Source organism: Escherichia sp. KTE96 (assembly GCF_000408525.1).
GTDB lineage: Bacteria > Pseudomonadota > Gammaproteobacteria > Enterobacterales > Enterobacteriaceae > Escherichia > Escherichia marmotae.
The window spans coordinates 93,450-117,009 of record NZ_KE137148.1 but is presented as its reverse complement, the minus strand read 5'-3'; the positions used below and the strand labels follow the sequence as shown (position 1 = coordinate 117,009).

18 protein-coding genes, 4 tRNA genes, 1 rRNA gene and 1 riboswitch are annotated in these 23,560 nt (G+C 51.8%); of the genes, 7 read left to right on the top strand and 16 right to left on the bottom strand.

The window, feature by feature from the left end:
- Positions 1–36: 36 nt before the first annotated feature.
- Positions 37–137, top strand: a riboswitch (TPP riboswitch).
- A gap of 79 nt (positions 138–216) precedes the next feature.
- Genes thiC through thiH form a run of 6 tightly spaced genes read left to right on the top strand, consistent with a single transcriptional unit; the run spans position 217 to position 5,581 of the window.
- Positions 217–2,112, top strand: a complete 1,896-nt coding sequence (gene thiC, locus A1WG_RS14385) for a phosphomethylpyrimidine synthase ThiC (protein WP_001517538.1) — start codon at positions 217–219, stop codon at positions 2,110–2,112.
- Positions 2,112–2,747, top strand: a complete 636-nt coding sequence (thiE, locus tag A1WG_RS14390; RefSeq protein WP_024191932.1) for a thiamine phosphate synthase — start codon at positions 2,112–2,114, stop codon at positions 2,745–2,747. Before thiC ends, thiE begins: the two co-directional genes overlap by 1 nt.
- Entirely contained in the window at positions 2,740–3,495 is a 756-nt protein-coding gene (gene thiF, locus A1WG_RS14395) for a thiazole biosynthesis adenylyltransferase ThiF (RefSeq protein WP_001517536.1), read from the top strand. Before thiE ends, thiF begins: the two co-directional genes overlap by 8 nt.
- On the top strand, positions 3,479–3,679 hold the full coding sequence (gene thiS / locus A1WG_RS14400; protein WP_001166252.1) for a sulfur carrier protein ThiS: 201 nt from the start codon (positions 3,479–3,481) through the stop codon (positions 3,677–3,679). The genes thiF and thiS overlap by 17 nt, the downstream gene beginning before the upstream one ends.
- A 1-nt stretch (position 3,680) precedes the next feature.
- The gene (thiG, locus tag A1WG_RS14405; protein ID WP_001517535.1) at positions 3,681–4,451 is read left to right on the top strand and encodes a thiazole synthase; all 771 of its coding nucleotides are present in this window, start codon (positions 3,681–3,683) and stop codon (positions 4,449–4,451) included.
- On the top strand, positions 4,448–5,581 hold the full coding sequence (thiH, locus tag A1WG_RS14410) for a 2-iminoacetate synthase ThiH (protein WP_001517534.1): 1,134 nt from the start codon (positions 4,448–4,450) through the stop codon (positions 5,579–5,581). Before thiG ends, thiH begins: the two co-directional genes overlap by 4 nt.
- Positions 5,582–5,822: 241 nt before the next feature.
- On the opposite strand, the gene rpoC is transcribed toward thiH, so the two are convergent.
- From rpoC to A1WG_RS14475, 13 genes are all read right to left on the bottom strand, one after another.
- Complete coding sequence (gene rpoC, locus A1WG_RS14415; protein WP_000653962.1) at positions 5,823–10,046, bottom strand: DNA-directed RNA polymerase subunit beta'; 4,224 nt, start codon at positions 10,044–10,046, stop codon at positions 5,823–5,825.
- A 76-nt stretch (positions 10,047–10,122) separates the two neighbouring features.
- On the bottom strand, positions 10,123–14,151 hold the full coding sequence (rpoB, locus tag A1WG_RS14420) for a DNA-directed RNA polymerase subunit beta (protein WP_001314338.1): 4,029 nt from the start codon (positions 14,149–14,151) through the stop codon (positions 10,123–10,125).
- Positions 14,152–14,469: 318 nt separating this feature from the next.
- Complete coding sequence (rplL, locus tag A1WG_RS14425; RefSeq protein ID WP_000028878.1) at positions 14,470–14,835, bottom strand: 50S ribosomal protein L7/L12; 366 nt, start codon at positions 14,833–14,835, stop codon at positions 14,470–14,472.
- Positions 14,836–14,901: 66 nt separating this feature from the next.
- Positions 14,902–15,399, bottom strand: a complete 498-nt coding sequence (gene rplJ, locus A1WG_RS14430) for a 50S ribosomal protein L10 (RefSeq protein ID WP_001207201.1) — start codon at positions 15,397–15,399, stop codon at positions 14,902–14,904.
- Between the two features lie 292 nt (positions 15,400–15,691).
- Positions 15,692–16,396: a 50S ribosomal protein L1 gene (gene rplA, locus A1WG_RS14435; RefSeq protein ID WP_001096679.1), complete on the bottom strand. Its 705-nt coding sequence runs from the start codon at positions 16,394–16,396 to the stop codon at positions 15,692–15,694.
- Positions 16,397–16,399: 3 nt separating this feature from the next.
- On the bottom strand, positions 16,400–16,828 hold the full coding sequence (rplK, locus tag A1WG_RS14440; RefSeq protein WP_001085926.1) for a 50S ribosomal protein L11: 429 nt from the start codon (positions 16,826–16,828) through the stop codon (positions 16,400–16,402).
- A 158-nt stretch (positions 16,829–16,986) separates the two neighbouring features.
- Positions 16,987–17,532: a transcription termination/antitermination protein NusG gene (nusG, locus tag A1WG_RS14445; protein WP_001287521.1), complete on the bottom strand. Its 546-nt coding sequence runs from the start codon at positions 17,530–17,532 to the stop codon at positions 16,987–16,989.
- Between the two features lies 1 nt (position 17,533).
- Positions 17,534–17,917 carry a preprotein translocase subunit SecE gene (secE, locus tag A1WG_RS14450; protein WP_001275702.1) on the bottom strand — a complete coding sequence of 128 codons (384 nt, stop codon included), beginning with the start codon at positions 17,915–17,917 and terminating at the stop codon, positions 17,534–17,536.
- A gap of 229 nt (positions 17,918–18,146) precedes the next feature.
- A complete protein-coding gene (tuf, locus tag A1WG_RS14455) occupies positions 18,147–19,331 on the bottom strand; it encodes an elongation factor Tu (protein WP_000031784.1) in 1,185 nt (394 codons plus the stop codon).
- Positions 19,332–19,445: 114 nt separating this feature from the next.
- Positions 19,446–19,521: transfer RNA gene (locus A1WG_RS14460), tRNA-Thr, on the bottom strand.
- Positions 19,522–19,527: 6 nt separating this feature from the next.
- Positions 19,528–19,602: transfer RNA gene (locus tag A1WG_RS14465), tRNA-Gly, on the bottom strand.
- A 115-nt stretch (positions 19,603–19,717) separates the two neighbouring features.
- Positions 19,718–19,802, bottom strand: a tRNA-Tyr gene (locus tag A1WG_RS14470).
- An 8-nt stretch (positions 19,803–19,810) separates the two neighbouring features.
- Positions 19,811–19,886: transfer RNA gene (locus A1WG_RS14475), tRNA-Thr, on the bottom strand.
- A gap of 361 nt (positions 19,887–20,247) precedes the next feature.
- Here A1WG_RS14475 and coaA point away from each other — a divergent pair.
- The gene (coaA, locus tag A1WG_RS14480; protein ID WP_000023077.1) at positions 20,248–21,198 is read left to right on the top strand and encodes a type I pantothenate kinase; all 951 of its coding nucleotides are present in this window, start codon (positions 20,248–20,250) and stop codon (positions 21,196–21,198) included.
- A gap of 29 nt (positions 21,199–21,227) precedes the next feature.
- On the opposite strand, the gene birA is transcribed toward coaA, so the two are convergent.
- The 3 genes from birA to rrf all read right to left on the bottom strand — a co-directional run bounded on the left by birA (position 21,228) and on the right by rrf (position 23,468).
- Positions 21,228–22,193 (bottom strand): bifunctional biotin--[acetyl-CoA-carboxylase] ligase/biotin operon repressor BirA, encoded by a 966-nt coding sequence (gene birA / locus A1WG_RS14485; protein ID WP_000654622.1) that lies wholly within the window; start codon positions 22,191–22,193, stop codon positions 21,228–21,230.
- A complete protein-coding gene (gene murB, locus A1WG_RS14490) occupies positions 22,190–23,218 on the bottom strand; it encodes a UDP-N-acetylmuramate dehydrogenase (protein ID WP_001016702.1) in 1,029 nt (342 codons plus the stop codon). Before murB ends, birA begins: the two co-directional genes overlap by 4 nt.
- Positions 23,219–23,352: 134 nt before the next feature.
- A 5S ribosomal RNA gene (gene rrf, locus A1WG_RS14495) occupies positions 23,353–23,468 on the bottom strand.
- Positions 23,469–23,560 lie beyond the last annotated feature (92 nt).

Sequence of the window (23,560 nt, the reverse complement as noted above, 5' to 3'; positions counted from 1 at the left end):
CGCGTAATTTACATTCAACGCCCCGTTTGCGGGGCTAATTTCTTGTCGGAGTGCCTTAACTGGCTGAGACCGTTCATTCGGGATCCGCGGAACCTGATCAGGCTAATACCTGCGAAGGGAACAAGAGTTAATCTGCTATTGCATCGCCTTTGCGGCGATCATCTCTTGCTTCATCCGTCGTCTGACAAGCCACGTCCTTAACTTTTGGAATGAGCTATGTCTGCAACAAAACTGACCCGCCGCGAGCAACGCGCCCAGGCCCAACATTTTATCGATACCCTGGAAGGCACCGCCTTTCCCAACTCAAAACGGATTTACATCACCGGCACACATCCTGGCGTGCGCGTACCGATGCGTGAGATCCAGCTTAGCCCGACGCTAATCGGCGGTAGCAAAGAACAGCCACAGTACGAAGAAAATGAAGCGATTCCGGTCTACGATACCTCCGGCCCGTATGGCGACCCGCAAATCGCGATTAACGTACAGCAAGGGCTGGCAAAACTGCGCCAGCCGTGGATCGATGCACGCGGCGACACTGAAGCACTCACCGTTCGCAGTTCCGATTACACTAAAGCGCGACTGGCGGATGATGGCCTCGATGAACTGCGTTTTAGCGGCGTATTAACGCCAAAACGCGCCAAAGCAGGCCATCGCGTTACGCAGTTACACTACGCCCGCCGGGGCATCATCACGCCGGAGATGGAGTTCATCGCCATTCGCGAGAACATGGGGCGCGAGCGCATCCGTAGCGAAGTTTTGCGCCACCAGCATCCGGGTATGAGCTTTGGTGCTCGCCTGCCGGAAAATATCACCGCGGAGTTTGTCCGTGACGAAGTCGCTGCCGGACGCGCCATTATCCCCGCCAATATCAATCATCCGGAATCTGAGCCAATGATCATTGGTCGCAACTTTCTGGTGAAAGTGAATGCCAATATCGGCAACTCAGCGGTCACCTCTTCCATTGAAGAAGAAGTGGAAAAACTGGTGTGGTCCACGCGCTGGGGAGCGGATACTGTGATGGATCTCTCTACCGGTCGCTATATTCACGAAACCCGCGAGTGGATTTTGCGCAACAGCCCGGTGCCGATCGGTACTGTGCCGATCTATCAGGCGCTGGAAAAGGTTAACGGGATCGCTGAAGATCTTACCTGGGAAACGTTCCGAGACACGCTGCTGGAACAGGCCGAGCAAGGTGTGGATTACTTCACGATTCATGCGGGCGTTCTCCTGCGCTACGTGCCAATGACCGCTAAACGTCTGACCGGTATTGTGTCGCGCGGCGGTTCGATTATGGCGAAATGGTGCCTCTCCCATCATCAGGAAAACTTCCTCTATCAACACTTCCGCGAAATTTGTGAAATCTGCGCCGCTTATGACGTTTCGCTGTCGCTGGGCGATGGCCTGCGTCCCGGTTCGATTCAGGATGCTAACGATGAAGCACAGTTTGCCGAGCTGCATACGCTGGGCGAACTGACCAAAATCGCCTGGGAATATGACGTGCAGGTGATGATTGAAGGCCCCGGGCATGTGCCGATGCAAATGATTCGCCGCAATATGACCGAGGAGTTAGAGCACTGCCACGAAGCACCGTTCTATACCCTCGGGCCGCTGACTACCGACATTGCGCCGGGCTATGACCATTTCACTTCGGGGATTGGCGCAGCGATGATTGGCTGGTTTGGCTGCGCGATGCTCTGCTACGTAACGCCAAAAGAGCACCTGGGTCTGCCCAATAAAGAAGACGTTAAGCAGGGACTTATCACCTATAAGATTGCCGCCCACGCCGCCGACCTGGCAAAGGGGCATCCGGGCGCACAAATTCGCGATAACGCCATGTCGAAAGCCCGTTTCGAATTTCGCTGGGAAGACCAGTTTAATCTGGCCCTCGATCCGTTTACCGCCCGCGCTTACCACGATGAAACCCTGCCGCAAGAGTCTGGCAAGGTCGCCCATTTCTGCTCGATGTGTGGACCGAAATTCTGCTCGATGAAAATCAGCCAGGAAGTGCGCGATTATGCCGCCGCGCAAACCATTGAAGTAGGAATGGCGGATATGTCGGAGAACTTCCGCGCCAGAGGCGGAGAAATCTACCTGCGTAAGGAGGAAGCATGATGTATCAGCCTGATTTTCCTCGTGTACCTTTTCGTTTAGGGCTGTATCCAGTAGTGGACAGTGTGCAGTGGATCGAACGCATGCTGGACGCGGGCGTGCGCACCCTCCAGCTACGCATTAAAGATCAGCGCGATGAAGAGGTGGAAGCTGATGTCGTAGCGGCAATTGAACTGGGTCACCGCTATAACGCACGACTGTTTATCAACGATTACTGGCAACTGGCGATCAGGCATCAGGCGTATGGTGTCCATCTGGGGCAGGAAGATTTGCAATCCACCGATCTCGCCGCTATCCGCGCGGCAGGCCTGCGGCTGGGCGTTTCGACCCATGATGACATGGAAATCGACGTCGCGCTGGCAGCACGCCCTTCTTATATCGCACTGGGGCATGTGTTCCCCACGCAAACCAAACAGATGCCTTCCGCGCCGCAGGGGCTGGCGCAACTGGCTCGGCACATTGAGCGCCTGGCTGATTATCCCACCGTGGCGATTGGCGGTATCAGTCTGGCGCGCGCACCTGCGGTGATGGCGACGGGTGTCGGTAGCATCGCCGTCGTCAGTGCCATTACCCAGGCGACAGACTGGCGTGCGGCAACAGCTCAGTTGTTGGAAATTGCAGGAGTTGGCGATGAATGACCGTGATTTTATGCGTTATAGCCGCCAAATCCTGCTCGATGACATCGCCATTGAAGGCCAGCAAAAACTGCTCGACAGCCAGGTGCTGATTATCGGCCTTGGCGGGCTGGGTACGCCTGCTGCGCTGTACCTGGCTGGCGCTGGTATCGGAACTCTGGTGCTGGCAGATGACGACGATGTGCATTTGAGTAATCTGCAGCGGCAAATCCTCTTTACCACTGAAGATATCGACCGCCCGAAATCGCAGGTCTGCCAACAGCGACTGACGCAATTGAATCCCGATATTCAACTGATGGCATTACAACAACGGCTAACGGGTCATGCCTTAAAAGATGCGGTAGCACAAGCCGATGTGGTGCTCGACTGTACCGACAATATGGCGACTCGCCAGGAGATTAACGCCGCCTGCGTGGCACTCAACACGCCGCTTATCACCGCCAGCGCGGTCGGTTTTGGTGGTCAGTTGATGGTACTGACGCCGCCCTGGGAACAGGGGTGTTATCGCTGTCTGTGGCCGGATAACCTGGAGCCTGAACGCAACTGCCGCACGGCGGGCGTGGTTGGCCCGGTGGTCGGGGTTATGGGTACTTTGCAGGCACTGGAAGCAATTAAGTTATTAAGCGATATAGAGACACCTGCGGGAGAACTCCGTTTGTTCGACGGTAAATCGAACCAGTGGCGCAGCCTGGCGTTGCGCCGCGCCACAGAATGCCCTGTATGTGGAGGATGCAATGCAGATCCTGTTTAACGATCAACCGATGCAGTTCGCCGCCGGACAAACTGTTCACGAGCTGCTGGAGCAACTCAATCAACAACAAGCGGGCGCAGCGCTGGCGATTAATCAACAAATCGTCCCGCGCGAGCAATGGGCGCAACATATCGTGCAGGATGGCGACCAGATCCTGCTTTTTCAGGTTATTGCAGGGGGGTGAGATGTTACGTATTGCGGACAAAACGTTTGATTCACATCTGTTTACCGGCACCGGGAAATTCGCCTCTTCGCAACTGATGGTGGAGGCGATCCGCGCTTCCGGCAGTCAACTGGTGACGCTGGCAATGAAACGCGTCGACTTGCGCCAGCACAACGACGCTATCCTCGATCCGCTTATCGCTGCGGGTATGACGCTGCTGCCGAATACTTCCGGGGCGAAAACAGCAGAAGAAGCCATTTTCGCTGCTCACCTGGCACGTGAGGCGTTAGGCACACACTGGCTGAAGTTGGAGATTCACCCTGACGCCCGCTGGTTGTTGCCCGATCCCATCGAAACCCTGAAAGCTGCCGAAACACTGGTGCAGCAGGGGTTTGTCGTGCTGCCCTACTGCAGTGCCGATCCGGTATTGTGCAAACGTCTGGAAGAAGTCGGTTGCGCGGCGGTAATGCCGCTCGGCGCACCAATTGGCTCTAATCAGGGACTGGAAACCCGCGCCATGCTGGAGATTATTATCCAGCAAGCCACGGTTCCGGTGGTGGTTGATGCGGGCATCGGCGTTCCGAGTCATGCCGCGCAGGCGCTGGAAATGGGGGCCGACGCCGTATTAGTAAATACAGCGATTGCCGTCGCGGACGATCCCATCAACATGGCAAAAGCATTTCGTCTGGCAGTAGAAGCTGGCCTGCTGGCGCGTCAGGCTGGGCCTGGCAGCCGAAGTAGCTTTGCTCATGCCACCAGCCCACTGACCGGATTTCTGGAGGTTTCAGCATGAAAACCTTCAGCAATCGCTGGCGAGAACTGGACTGGGACGACATCCGTCTGCGCATCAACAGTAAAACGGCCGCTGACGTAGAGCGGGCGCTAAATGCGCCGTCACTCACCCGCGACGACATGATGGCATTGCTCTCACCTGCCGCCAGTGATTATCTGGAACCACTGGCCCAACGGGCGCAACGTCTGACACGCCAACGATTTGGCAATACCGTCAACTTCTACGTCCCGCTCTATCTTTCTAATCTTTGTGCTAACGACTGCACCTATTGTGGATTTTCCATGAGCAATCGCATCAAGCGCAAAACGCTGGATGAAGCAGACATCGCCAGGGAAAGCGCCGCTATTAAGGCAATGGGCTTTGAGCATCTGTTGCTGGTCACCGGTGAACATCAGGCGAAAGTAGGGATGGATTACTTTCGTCGCCACCTTCCTATCCTGCGTGAACAGTTCTCTTCGCTACAGATGGAAGTACAACCACTGACAGAAGCGGAATACGCCGAGTTAAAGCAACTTGGTCTGGATGGGGTAATGGTTTATCAGGAGACATATCACGAGGCGACGTATGCCCGCCATCATCTGAAAGGGAAAAAACAGGACTTCTTCTGGCGACTGGAAACACCAGACCGACTGGGTCGTGCGGGGATTGATAAGATAGGCCTTGGCGCGCTAATCGGCCTTTCCGACAACTGGCGCGTTGACTGCTACATGGTTGCCGAGCATTTGCTGTGGCTGCAACAGCATTACTGGCAAAGCCGCTACTCTGTCTCCTTCCCACGGTTGCGGCCATGTACTGGCGGCATTGAGCCAGCGTCGATTATGGATGAACGCCAGCTAGTGCAAACCATCTGCTCCTTCCGCCTGTTTGCGCCGGAGATTGAACTCTCACTCTCCACGCGGGAATCACCGTGGTTTCGCGATCGCGTTATTCCGCTGGCAATAAATAACGTCAGCGCCTTCTCGAAAACGCAGCCAGGTGGCTATGCCGACGGTCACCCTGAACTGGAACAATTCTCACCGCACGACGATCGCAGGCCAGAAGTTGTTGCCGCCGCGTTGACCGCCCAGGGCTTGCAGCCGGTATGGAAAGACTGGGACAGCTATCTGGGACGCGCCTCGCAACGGTTTTGAGACTGAATGTAAGAGCATAAATTTATTCCGAGCAGTTACGAAAGATGGAAAACGGAAACTTGTTGAAAGTCTTCCGTTTTTTTATGGTAGTGCCGTCAGCAGGAATGTTGTCCAGGGCGAAAAGCTTCTTCCTCGTTTCGCCCTGCCTTTCTTAATATTTCTGGTTAACTATATGAATTCTGAACTAAACCAATAAAAAAACCCGCCGAAGCGGGTTTTTAAGTTATTTGTGGATTAACGATTACTCGTTGTCAGAACCACCCAGACCTGCGTTCAGCAGTTCTGCCAGGCTGGCAGATGCGTCTTCTGCAGTCACCTGCGGTGCAGCCGGAGCCTCACCTGCGGCACGGCGGCGCATACGATCCTGGTGATACGCATAACCCGTACCGGCTGGGATCAGACGACCAACGATAACGTTCTCTTTCAGACCGCGCAGTTCATCACGTTTACCTGCAACAGCGGCTTCGGTCAGGACACGTGTAGTTTCCTGGAACGATGCTGCAGAGATGAAGGACTCGGTTGCCAGAGACGCTTTGGTGATACCCAGCAGATCGCGGGAGTAAGTTGCCCCCACTTTGCCGTTCGCTTCCAGTTCGCGGTTTGCGATCTTGACGCGAGAGTATTCAACCTGTTCGCCTTCCAGGAAGTCGGAGCTACCTGCGTTAACGATGGTGGCTTTACGCAGCATCTGACGAACGATAACTTCGATGTGTTTATCGTTAATCTTAACGCCCTGCAGACGGTATACGTCCTGTACTTCGTTAACGATGTAACGAGTAACAGCATGAACACCACGCAGACGCAGAATGTCGTGCGGTGCTTCCGGACCGTCGGAAATAACGTCACCACGTTCTACACGTTCACCTTCGAACACGTTGAGCTGACGCCATTTCGGAATCATCTCTTCGTACGGTTCGCTGCCGTCTACCGGGGTGATAACCAGACGACGTTTGCCTTTGGTTTCTTTACCGAAGGAAACGACACCGCTGATTTCAGCCAGGATTGCCGGCTCTTTCGGACGACGAGCTTCAAACAGGTCTGCAACGCGCGGCAGACCACCGGTGATGTCTTTAGTACCGCCAGATTCCTGCGGAATACGCGCCAGAGTGTCACCAGAGCTGATCTGTACGCCATCTTCCAGTTGAACAATCGCTTTACCCGGCAGGAAGTACTGCGCAGGCATATCAGTACCAGGGATCAGAACGTCGTTACCCTGAGCATCAACGATTTTCAGTGCCGGACGCAGATCTTTACCACCTGCGGTACGCTCTGCAGAATCCAGAACAACCAGCGAAGACAGACCGGTCAATTCGTCGGTCTGACGAGTAATGGTCTGGCCGTCGATCATGTCAGTAAAGCGAACAAAACCACTTACTTCAGTGATAACTGGCATGGTGTGCGGATCCCAGTTTGCAACGGTTTCGCCGCCAGCAACCTGTTCGCCATCGCCTTTCGCCAGTACCGCACCGTAAGGCACTTTGTAGCTTTCTTTGGTACGACCAAATTCGTCGATCAGTTTCAGTTCGGTGTTACGGGAAGTGATAACCAGTTTACCGCTGGAGTTCACAACCGACTTCACGTTGCTGAGTTTGATGCTACCTTTGTTTTTCACCTGGATGCTGGATTCAGCAGCCGCACGCGATGCCGCACCACCGATGTGGAACGTACGCATGGTCAACTGTGTACCCGGTTCACCGATGGACTGTGCCGCGATAACACCGATAGCTTCACCTTTATTGATGATGTGGCCACGCGCCAGGTCACGACCGTAGCAGTGCGCACATACACCAAAGTCGGTGTCACAAGATACAACAGAACGAACTTTAACCGCGTCGACAGAGTTCTCTTCCAGCAGGTCACACCACTGTTCGTGCAGCAGTGTGTTGCGCGGAACGAGGATGTCAGCAGTACCCGGCTTCAGAACGTCTTCAGCAGTTACACGACCCAGTACGCGATCGCGCAGCGGCTCTTTAACGTCGCCACCCTCGATAACTGGGGTCATCATGATACCTTCATGAGTACCACAATCATCTTCGGTAACCACCAGGTCCTGCGCGACGTCAACCAGACGACGAGTCAGGTAACCGGAGTTCGCGGTTTTCAGTGCGGTATCCGCCAGACCTTTACGAGCACCGTGGGTGGAGATGAAGTACTGGAGTACGTTCAGACCTTCACGGAAGTTCGCGGTGATTGGCGTTTCGATGATGGAGCCATCCGGCTTCGCCATCAGACCACGCATACCCGCAAGCTGACGAATCTGTGCCGCAGAACCACGCGCACCGGAGTCGGCCATCATGTAGATGCTGTTGAAGGAAACCTGCTTCTCTTCCTGACCGTCACGGTTAATAACGGTTTCAGTTTGCAGGTTATCCATCATCGCTTTGGATACACGATCGTTCGCCGCAGCCCAGATATCGATAACTTTGTTGTAGCGTTCGCCCGCAGTTACCAGACCAGACTGGAACTGCTCCTGAATTTCAGCAACTTCTGCTTCTGCCTCGGAGATGATTTCGTGTTTCTTCTCCGGGATGACCATGTCATCGATACCAACAGATGCACCGGAACGCGCTGCATATGCAAAGCCGGTGTACATGATCTGGTCCGCAAAAATAACGGTCGGTTTCAGACCGAGAATGCGGTAGCAGGTGTTCAGCATTTTGGAGATTGCTTTTTTACCCAGCGCCTGGTTGACGATGGAGTAAGGCAGACCTTTCGGTACAATCATCCACAGAATGGCACGGCCAACGGTCGTGTCTTTCAGGCTGGTTTTCGCGACTAATTCACCGTTAGCATCTTTTTCATACTCGGTGATACGCACTTTAACGCGCGCATGCAGAGAGGCCAGGCCAGCGCGATAAATACGCTCAGCTTCTTTCGGGCCAGTCAGCACCATGCCTTCGCCTTTGGCGTTAACACAGTCACGGGTCATGTAGTACAGACCCAGCACAACGTCCTGAGACGGAACGATGATTGGTTCGCCGTTCGCCGGAGACAGGATGTTGTTGGTAGACATCATCAGCGCACGCGCTTCGAGCTGGGCTTCCAGCGTCAGCGGTACGTGAACAGCCATCTGGTCACCATCGAAGTCGGCGTTATATGCCGCACAAACCAGCGGGTGTAGCTGGATAGCTTTACCTTCGATCAGTACCGGCTCAAATGCCTGGATACCCAGACGGTGCAGAGTCGGTGCACGGTTCAGCAGTACCGGGTGTTCGCGGATAACTTCGTCCAGGATATCCCAAACGACAGCTTCTTCACGTTCAACCATTTTCTTAGCAGCTTTGATGGTGGTAGCAAGACCACGCAGTTCCAGCTTGCCGTAGATGAACGGTTTGAACAGCTCCAGCGCCATTTTCTTCGGCAGACCGCACTGATGCAGACGCAGGTATGGACCTACGGTGATTACAGAACGACCGGAGTAGTCAACACGTTTACCGAGCAGGTTCTGACGGAAACGACCCTGTTTACCTTTGATCATGTCGGCCAAAGATTTCAGAGGACGCTTGTTAGAACCGGTGATCGCACGACCGCGACGACCGTTATCCAGCAGGGCATCAACCGCTTCCTGCAGCATACGTTTTTCGTTACGTACGATGATGTCCGGCGCTGCCAGATCCAGCAGACGTTTCAGACGGTTGTTACGGTTAATGACGCGACGATACAGATCGTTCAGGTCAGAAGTCGCGAAACGACCACCATCCAGCGGAACCAGCGGACGCAGATCTGGCGGCAGAACCGGCAGAACGGTCAGGATCATCCACTCTGGCTTGTTACCAGACTGAACGAATGCTTCCAGCAGTTTGATACGCTTGGTCAGTTTTTTACGCTTGGTTTCGGAGTTGGTTTCGTTCAGCTCTTCACGCAGAGTTTCACACTCTTGCTCCAGATCCATGCTCTTCAGCAGTGCCTGAATAGCTTCCGCACCCATCTTCGCGTCGAATTCATCACCGAACTCTTCCAGCGCATCCAGATACTGTTCTTCAGTCAGGATCTGTTGACGTTCCAGGTTGGTCATACCGCCTTCGATAACAACATAGGATTCGAAGTACAGTACGCGTTCGATATCACGCAGCGGCATATCGAGCAGCAGACCGATACGGGACGGCAGCGATTTCAGGAACCAAATGTGCGCAGTCGGAGAAGCCAGCTCGATGTGACCCATACGCTCACGGCGTACTTTAGTCTGGGTCACTTCAACGCCGCACTTCTCACAGATGACGCCGCGGTGTTTCAGGCGCTTGTACTTACCGCACAGGCACTCGTAATCTTTTACCGGCCCAAAGATACGGGCGCAGAAAAGGCCGTCACGTTCTGGTTTGAACGTACGGTAGTTGATGGTTTCCGGCTTTTTAACTTCACCGAAAGACCATGAACGGATCATGTCTGGCGAAGCCAGAGCAATTTTGATCGCATCAAACTCTTCGGTTTTAGTCTGCGCTTTCAGAAACTTTAATAAATCTTTCACGGATTTGCTCCCGTCGGAGTTAGCACAATCCGCTGCCGGGTTTTACCCCGACAGCAGTGACCTGTTTGAGCGAGAATTACTCGTCTTCCAGTTCGATGTTGATACCCAGCGAACGAATCTCTTTCAACAATACGTTGAAGGATTCTGGCATGCCCGGTTCCATCTGATGGTTGCCGTCCACGATGTTCTTATACATCTTGGTACGACCGTTCACGTCATCAGACTTAACGGTGAGCATTTCCTGCAGGGTGTATGCCGCGCCGTATGCTTCCAGCGCCCACACTTCCATCTCCCCGAAACGCTGACCACCGAACTGTGCCTTACCACCCAGCGGCTGCTGAGTAACCAGGCTGTAAGAACCGGTAGAACGCGCGTGCATCTTGTCGTCGACCAGGTGGTTCAGTTTCAGCATGTACATGTAACCTACGGTTACCGGGCGTTCGAACTGTTCACCAGTGCGGCCGTCGTACAGGGTGATCTGACCAGAAGTCGGCAGGTCGCCAAGTTTCAGAAGCTCTTTAATTTCCGCTTCTTTCGCACCGTCGAATACCGGCGTTGCGATCGGCATACCTTTGCGCAGGTTTTCAGCCAGGCGCATCACTTCTTCATCGCTGAAGGTACTCAGGTCAACTTTCTGACGAACGTCAGCGCCCAGATCGTAGGCACGCTGGATGAACTCGCGCAGTTTCGCGACTTCCTGCTGCTGTTTCAGCATGGCATTGATCTTGTCACCGATACCTTTAGCAGCCATACCCAGGTGGGTTTCCAGAATCTGACCGATGTTCATACGAGACGGTACGCCCAGCGGGTTCAGTACGATGTCTACCGGCGTACCGTTTTCATCGTAAGGCATATCTTCGATCGGGTTGATCTTAGAAATTACACCCTTGTTACCGTGACGACCTGCCATCTTGTCACCAGGCTGGATACGGCGTTTAACCGCCAGATATACCTTAACAATCTTCAGCACGCCCGGTGCCAGATCGTCACCCTGGGTGATTTTGCGGCGTTTCGCTTCGAGTTTCTTCTCGAACTCGTGTTTCAGTTCGTCATACTGCTCAGCCAGTTGTTCTAGCTGATTTTGTTTCTCTTCGTCGGTCAGGCCCAGTTCCAGCCAGCGATCGCGCGGCAGTTTGTCGAGCTTCTCAGCTTCAACACCACCGGCTACCAGCACAGCTCGGATACGGCTGAACAGACCCGCTTCGAGGATCTGCAGTTCTTCGGACAGGTCTTTCTTCGCCTGTTTGAGCTGCATTTCTTCGATTTCCAACGCACGTTTGTCTTTTTCTACGCCATCGCGAGTAAAGACCTGAACGTCGATAACCGTACCGGATACACCGTTTGGTACACGTAGAGAAGAGTCTTTAACGTCAGACGCTTTCTCACCGAAGATCGCACGCAACAGTTTCTCTTCTGGGGTCAGTTGGGTTTCACCTTTCGGCGTTACCTTACCAACCAGAATGTCGCCACCGGTCACTTCCGCACCAATGTAAACGATACCGGATTCATCCAGTTTGGAGAGCGCAGCTTCACCCACGTTCGGGATATCAGCGGTGATCTCTTCTGGCCCCAGCTTGGTGTCACGAGACACACACGCCAGCTCCTGGATGTGGATGGTGGTGAAACGGTCTTCCTGAACAACACGCTCGGAGACGAGGATGGAGTCTTCGAAGTTGTAACCATTCCACGGCATGAACGCTACGCGCATGTTCTGACCGAGCGCCAGTTCACCGAGATCGGTGGACGGACCGTCTGCCAGCACGTCGCCACGTTCTACCGGCTCACCCAGAGAAACACATGGCATCTGGTTGATACAGGTGTTCTGGTTAGAACGGGTGTACTTGGTCAGGTTGTAGATATCGATACCTGCTTCGCCCGGGTACATCTCGTCTTCGTTAACTTTGATAACGATACGGGAAGCATCCACGTACTGAACGACACCACCACGTTTAGCAACCGCAGTTACACCGGAGTCAACGGCAACAGCACGTTCCATACCAGTACCAACCAGCGGCTTATCAGCACGCAGAGTCGGAACGGCCTGACGTTGCATGTTCGCACCCATCAATGCACGGTTGGCGTCATCGTGTTCAAGGAACGGGATCAGGGACGCACCGACGGATACCACCTGCTGGGTGGATACGTCCATGTAGTCAACCTGGTCGCGGCTGAACAAGCTGGATTCGCCTTTGCTACGGCAGGTTACCAGATCTTCTACGAAGTGGCCTTCTTCATCCAGGTTGGAGTTCGCCTGGGCGATAACGTAGTTGCCTTCTTCTATAGCAGACAGGTAGTGAATTTCGTCAGTTACAACACCGTCGGTTACTTTACGATACGGAGTCTCAAGGAAGCCGTATTCGTTAGTCTGTGCGTACACGGACAGGGAGTTGATCAGACCGATGTTCGGACCTTCAGGGGTTTCGATTGGACATACGCGACCATAGTGAGTCGGGTGTACGTCTCGAACCTCGAAGCCTGCGCGTTCACGGGTCAGACCGCCTGGGCCGAGTGCGGAGATACGACGTTTGTGCGTAATCTCAGACAGTGGGTTGTTCTGGTCCATAAACTGAGACAACTGACTGGAACCAAAGAACTCTTTCACTGCTGCAGAAATCGGCTTGGCGTTGATCATGTCCTGAGGCATCAGGGTATCCAGATCGCCCAGAGACAGACGCTCTTTCACCGCACGCTCTACACGTACCAGGCCAACGCGGAACTGGTTTTCAGCCATTTCGCCAACAGAACGGATACGACGGTTGCCGAGGTGGTCGATATCATCGACTTCGCCTTTACCGTTACGGATATCAATGAGCTTTTTCATAACATCAATGATGTCGTCTTTGCTCAGGATACCAGAACCTTCAATTTCTTCACGCAGCAGAGAACGGTTGAACTTCATACGACCAACCGCAGACAGGTCATAGCGGTCTTCGGAGAAGAACAGGTTCTCAAACAGGCTTTCAGCGGCTTCACGAGTCGGCGGCTCGCCAGGACGCATCATACGGTAGATTTCTACCAGTGCGCTCAGACGGTCATTAGTTGGGTCGACACGTAAGGTTTCAGAGATATACGGGCCGTGATCCAGATCGTTGGTGAACAGCGTTTCGATACGCTTGTGACCAGACTGGCTCAGCTTAGCCAGCAGATCCAGGCTCAGCTCCATGTTCGCTGCGCAGATCAGCTCGCCGGTAGACTCATCAATATAGTCTTTAGCAACTACTTTACCTGCGATGTACTCAACCGGGACTTCGATCAGTTTTACGTCGTCTTTTTCCAGTTGGCGAATGTGGCGCGCAGTAATACGGCGGCCTTTTTCTACGTACACTTTACCGTTAGCTTCGATGTCAAAAGATGCGGTTTCACCACGCAGGCGTTCCGGCACCAGTTCCATCTGCAGCTTGTTATCACGGATTTCGAAAATAACTTTTTCGAAGAACAGGTCGAGGATCTGTTCAGTGGTGTAGTTCAGGGCACGCAGAATGATGGTCGCAGGCAGTTTACGGCGACGGTCGATACGTACGAACAGGTTGTCCTTCGGATCGAATTCGAAGTCCAGCCAGGAACCACGGTAAGGAATAATACGCGCGTTATACAGTACTTTACCCGAAGAGTGGGTTTTACCTTTGTCGGAGTCGAAGAAGACGCCCGGACTACGGTGCAACTGGGAAACGATAACACGCTCAGTACCATTGATAACAAAAGTACCGTTGTCAGTCATGAGCGGAATTTCGCCCATGTAGACTTCTTGTTCTTTAATGTCTTTTACGGTGCCTTCCGGCGCTTCGCGCTCATAGATCACCAGACGCAGTTTAACGCGCAGCGGTGCGGAATAGGTCACGCCACGGATTTGACATTCCTGGACGTCAAACACCGGTTCGCCAAGGCGGTAGCTGACGTATTGCAGCTCGGAATTACCGCTGTAGCTCTGAATCGGGAACACGGAACGGAAAGCAGCTTCCAGACCATACTGCCCTTCAGGATCTTGCTCGATAAATTTCTGAAACGAGTCAAGCTGGATAGAAAGGAGATAAGGCACATCCAGAACTTGTGGACGTTTACCAAAATCCTTACGAATACGTTTTTTCTCGGTATAGGAGTAAACCATAGGGTTCCTCAGCTCGCTGACAAGTCGACCCATCTGTCCATTGAGCGGACAGTTTGTGCAACACTATTTTGTTGACCGGAAAATGGATACTTTCCGCAATGCCTGTTGCTATCACGCTTAAACCATTTCATTGCGATTTACACAGAGCGGACGCTCTGTCGCAGTATATTAAGTCGTCGATAGAAACAAGCATTGAAAGGCACAGCAGTAGTCAAACAGTGTGAAACGCTACTGGCGCCTTACAGCGCAAAAAGGCTGGTGACTAAAAAGTCACCAGCCATCAGCCTGATTCCTCAGGCTGCAACCGGAAGGGTTGGCTTATTTAACTTCAACTTCAGCGCCAGCTTCTTCCAGAGCTTTTTTCAGTGCTTCAGCGTCATCTTTGCTCACGCCTTCTTTCAGAGCAGCCGGAGCAGATTCTACCAGGTCTTTAGCTTCTTTCAGACCCAGGCCAGTTGCGCCACGTACTGCTTTGATAACAGCAACTTTGTTAGCGCCAGCAGCTTTCAGAATTACGTCGAATTCAGTTTTTTCTTCAGCAGCTTCAACCGGGCCAGCAGCTACAGCTACAGCAGCAGCAGCGGAAACACCGAATTTTTCTTCCATTGCAGAGATCAGTTCTACAACGTCCATTACAGACATAGCTGCAACTGCTTCAATGATTTGATCTTTAGTGATAGACATTTAAATTGTTCCTGAATATCAGAATAAGTTTATACGTAAGCGAATGCGTTAAACAGATAACTGCGATTAAGCAGCTTCTTTCGCATCGCGTACAGCAGCCAGAGTACGAACCAGTTTGCCAGCCGAAGCTTCTTTCATGGTTGCCATCAGGCGTGCAATTGCTTCTTCGTAGGTCGGCAGAGTTGCCAGGCGGTCGATCTGAGACGCCGGGATCAGCTCACCTTCAAAGGCAGCGGCTTTGACCTCAAATTTTGCATTCGCTTTCGCGAACTCTTTGAACAGACGAGCAGCAGCGCCCGGGTGTTCCATAGAGTATGCAATAAGGGTCGGACCAACAAACGCATCTTTCAGGCACTCGAACGGAGTACCTTCAACAGCACGACGCAGCAGGGTGTTACGAACAACACGCATGTATACGCCAGCTTCGCGACCTGCTTTACGCAGTTCAGTCATTTTATCTACAGTTACGCCACGGGAATCCGCAACTACTGCAGACAGCGCGCCTTTGGCTACTTCGCTGACTTCAGCAACAATCGCTTGTTTGTCTTGAAGATTTAAAGCCATTAGCTTTGCTCCTGGATGTTTGCCAGAGAAAATCTCTGGAACTCACTTCACTCCTCCAAACGGAGAGAGCGTCTTAATTACGGTGAGCAGAAACAAGCCAGAATATAAAAGAATAATCTTAGCGTTCTGTCACCGTCTACGCAGGGTATTAAGTCTCTTACGAAACACCTGCGGTCTTCGACGGAGGCCTGGATTAGGCCAGGCTCCAACGAACAAATCTTTTTAGCCGCTAACTTTCGTTAACGTACGTGGGGGTAAGATTGTAGACAAAATCACCGCCCACGTAAAGGCATTAGTTTGCAGAAGCGCTCAGGCCAGCCTGGTCAACTGCAACACCTGCACCCATGGTGGTGGAGATGCTAACTTTCTTGATGTACACGCCTTTCGCCTGAGTAGGTTTTGCTTTTTTCAGCGCAACCAGCAGAGCTTCCAGGTTTTCTTTCAGTTTGTCAGCGTCAAAGTCCACTTTACCGATGGTGGTGTGGATGATGCCGTTTTTGTCGTTACGGTAACGGATCTGGCCAGCTTTAGCGTTTTTAACCGCTTCAGCTACGTTCGGCGTTACAGTACCCACTTTCGGGTTTGGCATCAGGCCGCGCGGACCCAGAACCTGGCCCAGTTGGCCAACAACGCGCATTGCATCCGGAGAAGCAATAACAACGTCAAAGTTCATTTCGCCTTTCTTGATCTGATCAGCCAGATCTTCCATACCTACCAGCTCAGCGCCTGCAGCTTTAGCAGCTTCAGCATTTGCGCCCTGGGTAAATACGGCTACGCGAACGGAACGGCCAGTACCGTGCGGCAGTACAGTTGCGCCACGTACGTTCTGGTCAGATTTACGAGCGTCGATGCCGAGGTTAACAGCAACGTCCACGCTTTCTACGAATTTAGCAGTCGCCAGCTCTTTCAGCAGAGCGATAGCTTCGTTGATGTCGTACTGTTTGGTCGCATCAACTTTCTCGCGGATAACACGCATGCGCTTGGTCAGTTTAGCCATTTCTTAGTCCTCCACTACCAGGCCCATGGAACGTGCAGTACCTTCGATGGAGCGAGTCATCGCTTCAATGTCGGCACCGGTCATGTCGGCAGCTTTGGTCTGCGCGATTTCCTGCAACTGAGCGCGGGAAATTTTACCCACTTTGTCTTTGTTCGGCTTACCGGAACCAGACTTGATACCAGCCGCTTTTTTCAGCAGAACTGCTGCCGGCGGAGTCTTGGTAACGAAAGTGAAAGAACGGTCAGCGTAAACGGTGATAACTACCGGAATCGGCAGACCTTTTTCGATGGAATCAGTTTTTGCGTTGAACGCTTTGCAGAATTCCATGATGTTTACGCCCTGCTGACCCAGAGCCGGACCTACTGGCGGACTCGGGTTAGCCATACCAGCCGCAACCTGCAGCTTGACATAGGCTTGTACTTTCTTAGCCATTATAAATTCCTCAAGTTGGGTAATAGCGCCTCAGAGAGGCTCCCCGTGATATAAAAAATCGTTTTACGGGCAAGGCCCATAAAAACAAAAGGCGCGAAATTGTATTCCAATCTCGCGCCTTGTGCAACGATTTAATCGCCGCTTTTTTGATCGCTGTGTTAGGCTTTTTCAACCTGGCTGAAGTCCAGTTCTACCGGGGTCGCACGACCAAAGATAGAAACAGAGACTTTCAGACGAGACTTCTCGTAATCAACCTCTTCAACGACACCGTTGAAGTCAGCGAACGGACCATCATTAACACGAACCATTTCACCTGGTTCAAACAGCGTTTTCGGACGCGGCTTATCACCAACCTGCTGCAGGCGGTTCATAATCGCATCGACTTCTTTATCGCTGATTGGCGCCGGACGATCGGAAGTACCGCCGATGAAGCCCATCACACGCGGTACGCTGCGCACCAGGTGCCAGCTCGCATCGTTCATCACCATCTGAACGAGGACGTAGCCAGGGAAGAATTTGCGTTCGCTTTTGCGACGCTGACCGCCACGGATCTCAACGACTTCTTCAGTCGGGACCATGACTTCGCCAAACAACTCTTCCATGTTGTGTAATTTGATATGCTCACGCAGCGATGTTGCTACGCGGCCTTCAAAACCGGAAAACGCCTGAACGACGTACCAGCGCTTTTTAGGAGCTTCAGACATCTCAGAACCTCAGGCCAGTGATAAAGGATACCAGGCGAACCAGAATACCATCCAGTCCCCACAGGATCAGTGACATTACTGCGGTAACCGCAGCCACAATCAGCGTGGTGTGCAATGTTTCCTGGCGAGTCGGCCAAATGACCTTACGGACTTCGGTACGCGCTTCACGGGCAAAAGCAACGGTTGCTTTACCTTTTGTCGTTAACAGCGCGACACCACCCGCTGCAGCAATCAGAATTACTACGGCCAGCGCACGCAGCGGCAGCATAATGTCGCGATAAAGGTAATTGCCGACAATTGCCACCAGGAGCAATGCCACCACAACGACCCACTTCATCGCTTCCAGGCCGCGCCCGCTTCCTTGAGCTTCGGTATTCGCACTCATAAACCAACCTGTCAGAAGTATTCTACAAACATTTTCACCCCGCGATCGCGAGGCAAACCAAATCGAAACGCGTATTCGCTTTTCGGATTATACGCCCTCAACAGAGCCTGTCTCAGCAATGATTATGACAAAGAAAATCACTGATGAGCCAGGTTCTGGTACGAAAGCGTGCAAAAAGGGCATCAAATGATGCCCTTTTATTGCGCATTGCGTCAAATGTTATCGGCAATTAGCTCAGAACTTTAGCTACAACGCCCGCGCCAACGGTACGGCCGCCTTCACGGATTGCGAAACGCAGACCGTCGTCCATCGCGATCGGGTGGATCAGGGTAACAACCATTTTGATGTTGTCGCCCGGCATTACCATCTCTACGCCTTCCGGCAGTTCGATAGTACCAGTCACGTCAGTAGTACGGAAGTAGAACTGCGGACGGTAGCCTTTGAAGAACGGAGTATGACGGCCGCCTTCATCTTTGGACAGAATGTACACTTCAGATTCGAACTTGGTGTGCGGCTTGATGGTGCCCGGCTTAGCCAGTACCTGACCACGTTCGATTTCTTCACGTTTGATACCACGCAGCAGAACACCTACGTTCTCACCAGCACGGCCTTCGTCCAGCAGTTTGCGGAACATTTCAACGCCAGTACAGGTAGACTTCTGAGTCTCTTTGATACCAACGATTTCAACTTCTTCGCCAACTTTGATGATACCGCGTTCCACACGACCGGTAACAACAGTACCACGACCGGAGATGGAGAATACGTCTTCGATCGGCAGCAGGAACGGCTTGTCAATCGCACGCTCTGGTTCCGGAATGTAAGAATCCAGGAAGCCAGCCAGTTCCAGGATTTTCGCTTCCCACTCTGCGTCGCCTTCCAGCGCTTTCAGTGCAGAACCACGAACGATCGGAGTGTCGTCGCCCGGGAAGTCGTACTGAGACAGAAGTTCACGAACTTCCATTTCAACCAGTTCCAGCAGCTCTTCGTCATCAACCATGTCGCATTTGTTCAGGAACACGATGATGTACGGAACGCCTACCTGACGACCCAGCAGGATGTGCTCACGGGTCTGCGGCATCGGGCCGTCAGTCGCAGCAACAACCAGGATCGCGCCGTCCATCTGAGCAGCACCAGTGATCATGTTTTTAACATAGTCGGCGTGCCCCGGGCAGTCTACGTGTGCGTAGTGACGGGTCGGGGTGTCGTATTCAACGTGAGAAGTGTTGATGGTGATACCACGAGCTTTTTCTTCCGGCGCGTTATCGATCTGATCGAATGCGCGAGCAGCACCGCCGTAGGTTTTAGCCAGTACGGTAGTGATTGCAGCGGTCAGCGTTGTTTTACCATGGTCAACGTGGCCGATAGTACCGACGTTAACGTGCGGTTTTGTACGTTCAAACTTTTCTTTAGACATCGATTGTCCCTCTAAGACACGGATAAATCGGTGATATCACCACATCAACCAGGCAACATGCCCGACTTGTTGAATGCAATAAACAGAAGGAAAAAACAGGGAGGAGAAAAGAAGTGGTGCTGATAGGCAGATTCGAACTGCCGACCTCACCCTTACCAAGGGTGCGCTCTACCAACTGAGCTATATCAGCACATCTTGGAGCGGGCAGCGGGAATCGAACCCGCATCATCAGCTTGGAAGGCTGAGGTAATAGCCATTATACGATGCCCGCATCCTGGAACTCGGCTACCTGATTTTCATTCTGCACTGAATATCGAGAGAAGCTCTCTTTATTCGAGCCGGTAAGCGAACTTATCGTCTCGGGCTACGCATCGCGTGGCCGAAATTGGTGGTGGGGGAAGGATTCGAACCTTCGAAGTCTGTGACGGCAGATTTACAGTCTGCTCCCTTTGGCCGCTCGGGAACCCCACCGGACTTGATGGTGCCGACTACCGGAATCGAACTGGTGACCTACTGATTACAAGTCAGTTGCTCTACCTACTGAGCTAAGTCGGCATCAAGTAGCGCGCATTCTATGGAGACATGCGCGCTCATGCAACTAAAAAATTGCATAATTTGTTTTATTGGTCACATTTTGCACAACGCGATGAAGAAACAGTCAAACAGGGGACAGATTAGCATACTTTTTCAGCATCATTCTGTTTAACAATGCACTCAAGATAAAACACAATTCTTTTTAGTAGATGGAATATCTGTCACATTGCTTTTCAACGATAGCTTGTCGAAAGAGATTTTTTCTTATTATTCCTCCCAATCTGGTGTTACCCTCCTGCCCATTAACCCATTCAACAGAACTGTGACGCGCCATGGCAAATATCGCTTTGCCGATAGAGCTATGATCGCCAGAAACATGCTTATGAGTATAAAAGAGCAAACGTTAATGACGCCTTACCTACAGTTTGACCGCAACCAGTGGGCAGCTCTGCGTGATTCCGTACCTATGACGTTATCGGAGGATGAGATCGCCCGTCTCAAAGGTATAAATGAGGATCTCTCGTTAGAAGAAGTTGCCGAGATCTATTTGCCTTTATCGCGTTTGCTGAACTTCTATATAAGCTCAAACTTGCGCCGTCAGGCAGTTCTGGAACAATTTCTTGGTACTAACGGACAACGCATTCCTTACATTATCAGCATCGCGGGTAGCGTTGCGGTGGGGAAAAGTACGACCGCCCGTGTATTACAGGCTCTATTAAGCCGTTGGCCGGAACACCGTCGTGTTGAACTGATCACCACCGATGGTTTTCTTCATCCCAACAAAGTGCTTAAAGAACGTGGTCTGATGAAGAAGAAAGGCTTCCCGGAGTCGTACGATATGCATCGTCTGGTGAAGTTTGTTTCCGATCTAAAATCGGGAGTGCCAAACGTTACAGCACCGGTTTACTCGCATCTTATTTATGATGTGATCCCGGATGGCGATAAAACTGTCGTGCAGCCTGATATTTTAATTCTTGAAGGATTAAATGTCTTACAGAGCGGTATGGATTACCCACACGATCCGCATCATGTTTTTGTTTCTGATTTTGTCGATTTTTCGATATATGTTGATGCTCCTGAAGACTTACTGCAGACATGGTATATCAACCGCTTCCTGAAATTCCGTGAAGGCGCTTTTACAGATCCGGATTCCTATTTCCATAACTACGCTAAATTAACAAAAGAAGAAGCGATCAATACTGCCTTGACGCTTTGGAAGGAAATCAACTGGCTGAACTTAAAGCAAAATATTCTTCCTACTCGCGAACGTGCCAGCCTGATCCTGACCAAAAGTGCTAATCATGCGGTAGAAGAAGTCAGACTACGCAAATAATTTAAAGGGGGAGCTATTGCTCCCTTTTTTTATTTATCTGCGCTTCGTAGCGATATTTCACCGCCCATCCAGGGTTTAATTATCCCATCCTGTTCAAGCAATAATGCGCCTTGGTTATCTATCCCGCGCGAAATCCCAAATATTTCTTTATCACCAATGATAAGTTTCACTGGGCGATTAATAAAATTATCCAGTTTTTCCCAACGAGCCAAATAAGGAGTAAGTCCTTCTTGCTCGAAGAGTTCCAGCGCCGCCCGTAATTCACGTATAAGCGTGGCTGCCAGAGTATTACGATCCAGATTGATCCCCGCTTCTTGCAAGGTGATCCATCCCTGATTAACGACACTCTCTTCGACTCGACGCATGGCCATGTTGATCCCGGCACCGATGACAATTTGTGCCGCATCGCCGGTTTTGCCCGTCAGTTCAACGAGAATACCCGCCAGCTTGCGATCCTGCAGATAGAGGTCGTTTGGCCATTTAACACGAACTTTATCAGCTCCCAGCGTGCGTAGTACTTCCGCCATCACGATACCGATAACCAGGCTTAAACCAATCGCCGCAGCAGGGCCTTGCTCCAGACGCCAGAACATTGATAAATATAAGTTTGCGCCAAAAGGAGAAAACCATTTCCGCCCACGGCGACCACGACCCGCTTGCTGATATTCTGCGACACAGGCATCGCCCGATTTAAGCTCTCCTATACGGTCAAGGAGGTACTGGTTCGTAGAATCAATCACCGGTAACACAGCAACATTACCACCATCCAGGTGACTCAATATCTGTTCGGCATTAAGTAACTGGATTGGTTCAGGCAGGCTGTATCCTTTGCCCGGAACGGTAAATACATCAACCCCCCAGTCACGCAGTGTCTGAATGTGTTTATTAATAGCCGCCCGACTCATTCCCAACGTTTCACCCAGTTGCTCGCCGGAGTGAAATTCGCCGTTCGCTAACAGGGCGATCAATTTCAGTGGAACAGTATTATCCTTCATGAAATTGTCTCCACTGCGCTCACTTCACCTGATGCACCAATAAAGCGGACTTCGGGTTCAAGCCAGACGTTAAATCTTTCACCGACTTTCTGCCTTACGTGATGTGCCAGTTGTACGACGTCTTCACTTTTCGCATTGCCTTCATTAATAAGAACTAGCGCCTGTTGACGATGTACCGCAGCCCCGCCAATCTGTGCCCCTTTTAGCTGACACTGATCGATGAGCCAGCCAGCAGCCAGTTTTACTGAACCATCCGCCTGGAGGTAATTAGGTGCCGTTGGAAATTGTGCCAGTAACGCTTTAGCCATTTCGACTGAAACAACAGGATTTTTGAAGAAACTACCGGCATTACCGTTCACTTTTGGATCGGGAAGTTTTGTAGTTCTCATATGACACACCGCATCAAATACTTGCTGTGGTGTCACCGTTGAAGGCTCCAGACGAGTTAAGTCACCATAGGTCAGTACAGGTTGCCACTCTTTTGGCAGGCGCAGACCTACGGCTACAATGGCGAAGCGATCCTGATATTCATGCTTAAAAATACTGTCACGATAACCAAAACGACACTCTTTAGCTGTTAAGCGCACTTGCTTGCCTGTCGTCAGTTCAACGCAGTCAACATAATCGCAAACTCGCTGTAATTCTACGCCATAAGCACCAATATTCTGGATAGGCGATGAGCCGACACAGCCCGGAATTAATGCCAGATTTTCCAGACCGGGCATACCTTGCTGCAAAGTGTATTTCACCAGATGATGCCAGTTTTCTCCCGCCCCAACATGTAAATACCAAGCATCAGGCGTATCGTTAATTTCAATACCTTTGATCCGGTTGATAATCACCGTTCCGCAGTAATCTTCCAGGAAAAGTACGTTACTTCCTTCACCCAGAATAAGAACTGGCTGTCCTTCTGCGGTTGCATGCTGCCAGGCATTGAGTAGTTGTTTTTCGTCTTCCACGCATACAATGTGCTTCGCATTGCGATCAATGCCGAAGGTGTTCCAGGGTTTTAAGGAGTGGTTCATAGCTGCTTTCCTGATGCAAAAACGTGGCTAGTTTACCGTATCTGCGGGGGGATGGCTTGTAGATATAACGACAGGAAGAGTTTTCACCAGCGCAAAAAGGCCATCCTTACGGATGGCCTTTCGCTTTATTTGATGCCTGGCAGTTCCCTACTCTCGCATGGGGAGACCCCACACTACCATCGGCGCTACGGCGTTTCACTTCTGAGTTCGGCATGGGGTCAGGTGGGACCACCGCGCTATCTCCGCCAGGCAAATTCTGTTTATCAACCCGCTTATCGCCGGCTAATCTAATCTGTATCAGGCTGAAAATCTTCTCTCATCCGCCAAAACATCTTCGGCGTT

Bases quoted from the DNA above. Each gene is read 5' to 3' on its own strand.
- tuf (WP_000031784.1), bottom strand. From the start codon at position 19,331: ATGTCTAAAGAAAAGTTTGAACGTACAAAACCGCACGTTAACGTCGGT.
- rplL (WP_000028878.1), bottom strand. From the start codon at position 14,835: ATGTCTATCACTAAAGATCAAATCATTGAAGCAGTTGCAGCTATGTCT.
- birA (WP_000654622.1), bottom strand. From the start codon at position 22,193: ATGAAGGATAATACTGTTCCACTGAAATTGATCGCCCTGTTAGCGAAC.
- rplK (WP_001085926.1), bottom strand. From the start codon at position 16,828: ATGGCTAAGAAAGTACAAGCCTATGTCAAGCTGCAGGTTGCGGCTGGT.
- thiC (WP_001517538.1), top strand. From the start codon at position 217: ATGTCTGCAACAAAACTGACCCGCCGCGAGCAACGCGCCCAGGCCCAA.
- coaA (WP_000023077.1), top strand. From the start codon at position 20,248: ATGAGTATAAAAGAGCAAACGTTAATGACGCCTTACCTACAGTTTGAC.
- rplA (WP_001096679.1), bottom strand. From the start codon at position 16,396: ATGGCTAAACTGACCAAGCGCATGCGTGTTATCCGCGAGAAAGTTGAT.
- secE (WP_001275702.1), bottom strand. From the start codon at position 17,917: ATGAGTGCGAATACCGAAGCTCAAGGAAGCGGGCGCGGCCTGGAAGCG.
- thiF (WP_001517536.1), top strand. From the start codon at position 2,740: ATGAATGACCGTGATTTTATGCGTTATAGCCGCCAAATCCTGCTCGAT.
- nusG (WP_001287521.1), bottom strand. From the start codon at position 17,532: ATGTCTGAAGCTCCTAAAAAGCGCTGGTACGTCGTTCAGGCGTTTTCC.
- rpoB (WP_001314338.1), bottom strand. From the start codon at position 14,151: ATGGTTTACTCCTATACCGAGAAAAAACGTATTCGTAAGGATTTTGGT.
- thiG (WP_001517535.1), top strand. From the start codon at position 3,681: ATGTTACGTATTGCGGACAAAACGTTTGATTCACATCTGTTTACCGGC.
- thiH (WP_001517534.1), top strand. From the start codon at position 4,448: ATGAAAACCTTCAGCAATCGCTGGCGAGAACTGGACTGGGACGACATC.
- thiE (WP_024191932.1), top strand. From the start codon at position 2,112: ATGTATCAGCCTGATTTTCCTCGTGTACCTTTTCGTTTAGGGCTGTAT.
- thiS (WP_001166252.1), top strand. From the start codon at position 3,479: ATGCAGATCCTGTTTAACGATCAACCGATGCAGTTCGCCGCCGGACAA.
- murB (WP_001016702.1), bottom strand. From the start codon at position 23,218: ATGAACCACTCCTTAAAACCCTGGAACACCTTCGGCATTGATCGCAAT.
- rplJ (WP_001207201.1), bottom strand. From the start codon at position 15,399: ATGGCTTTAAATCTTCAAGACAAACAAGCGATTGTTGCTGAAGTCAGC.